The sequence below is a fragment of the Halomonas sp. genome (genome assembly GCF_031581305.1).
GTDB lineage: Bacteria > Pseudomonadota > Gammaproteobacteria > Pseudomonadales > Halomonadaceae > Halomonas.
Window position 1 is genome coordinate 1 of record NZ_JAVLBC010000330.1, and the last position, 1,641, is coordinate 1,641.

Genomic DNA, 1,641 nt, shown 5'->3' on the forward strand with positions numbered 1-1,641 from the left:
AGGCTGATGCCGGCCACGGTCAGGAAGATGAGCGGGAAGGCCCAGTCGCTGACGGTTTCCGAGAGCAGGGCCGCGATGCCGCCGAGTAACCCGACCAGCGAGTGGGTGCGGATACCGGCGATGCGCTCGCCGGACTTCTGCTCCCGGGCCACCCAGCCGCGCTCGATGCCGATCAGCGCCCCCAGCAGCAGTGCTACACCCAGGCGGATGGCGGGTTCGTTGGCGGTGAGGAACTGGCTGGCGACATCGTCCATGGATAGGCTTCCCTTCGCCGTCTGGTGGCCGGCGGATGATTCATGGTGGCCCTTGGCGACGTCTGCTTCAATGGGGAGTAGGGGGCTCCGTCGGGGCGCCTTCCTGTCGTCGAGCCAATACACTGAATCTTGCTGATTCAACACAAGGATTGCCCGGGGTATGAGGGACGCGTCGCCCCCCTCCGACGAGGGTTTGCTCGAGCGCGGCACACGCCGTCGCGCCATTGCTTTCTATCTGCTCGCCCTGCTGGCTCTGCTGCTGCTGTTCGCCGGGCTTCTCCTGGATCAGTATCGGCGTGACCTGGAGGTGGGGCGGGAACGTGCCAGCGCGAGGGCCGACCTGGTGGCAGAATGGGTGGCCACGACCTTCGCCGTGAGCGAGCATGCCCTGGGTGGTCTCTCGCAGTTGCTCGAAACGCCGCTGGAGCGGGTCGTGAAGGATCCGTCACTCGCCCCGGCTGATGTCGAGGCCTTGTTGGCCGGTCAGCGTGACCGACTCTCCTTCATCGACGAGCTGAGCCTGGTCGATGCAGCAGGGCGCGTCATTGCCTCCTCTGCGCCCTGGTGGCCTCCCGGCTACGACGTCAGTGGCCTGCCCTATTTCCGTATCTTCCAGTCTACCCCCGGGCGCGACGAACTGGTGACTCCCCTCTACTGGTCGGCCTTCAGTCAGAGCTTTCATGTGGTGCATGCCCGACGGCTCACCGGTCCGGATGGCAACTTTCGAGGCCTGGCCGTTCTGCAACTCAACCCCGTCATCTTCGGCGAGGTCCTTGAGCGACTGAACATGACCCGGGGTGAGAGCATTGCCATCATCGACACCGAGATGCGGCTGATCACCCGCCGGCCGATCTTTGGTGAGGGGGGCACCATGGACATGCTCGGCACCCTGGTCAGCGAGCCGCTGACTCGCGCCTTCCTCGACAGCGGTGAGGCGTCGACGGCTCTGCGCACCGCCTCGCGGCTGGACGGCATCGAGCGCCTCTATGCCATGCAGCGAGTGGAAGGGCTACCATTCCTGGTGGTGGTCGGCGAGCAGATTGAGGTGCTGTTGGCCGGCTGGGGGCAGCGGCTCTGGCTGCTGGTTGGCATCTTCCTGATAGTGGCGGCGCTGGGCTGGTGGCTGCTGCGTCACTACCTCGGTCGCTTGAGACTGGAAGGCGAGCTGCGCCGGCATCTGGTGGAGCGCGAGCAGGCCCGCCGCGCGGTGCAGGAGCGTGAGGCACGGCTGCAGGCTCTGGTCGGCTCGATCCAGGACATGATCTTGGTGTTCGATGCCCAGGGACACTTTATCTATGTCCATGCTGCGGACCGGGACCAGCTGCTCGATGAGGCCGAGGCGCTGCTGCAACGTCACTACCGCGATGTCCTGCCGGAAGCGGTGGCG

At 65.6% G+C, this 1,641-nt stretch carries 1 protein-coding gene and 1 pseudogene; one reads left to right on the forward strand and one right to left on the reverse strand.

The features are described 5' to 3' along the window. Positions 1–254: MgtC/SapB family protein (locus RI841_RS16395; protein WP_310706696.1), on the reverse strand; the 254-nt coding region annotated here is incomplete at its 3' end. A gap of 160 nt (positions 255–414) precedes the next feature. Here RI841_RS16395 and RI841_RS16400 point away from each other — a divergent pair. Further along, a pseudogene (locus tag RI841_RS16400) lies at positions 415–1,641 on the forward strand (GGDEF domain-containing protein); the annotation flags it as partial.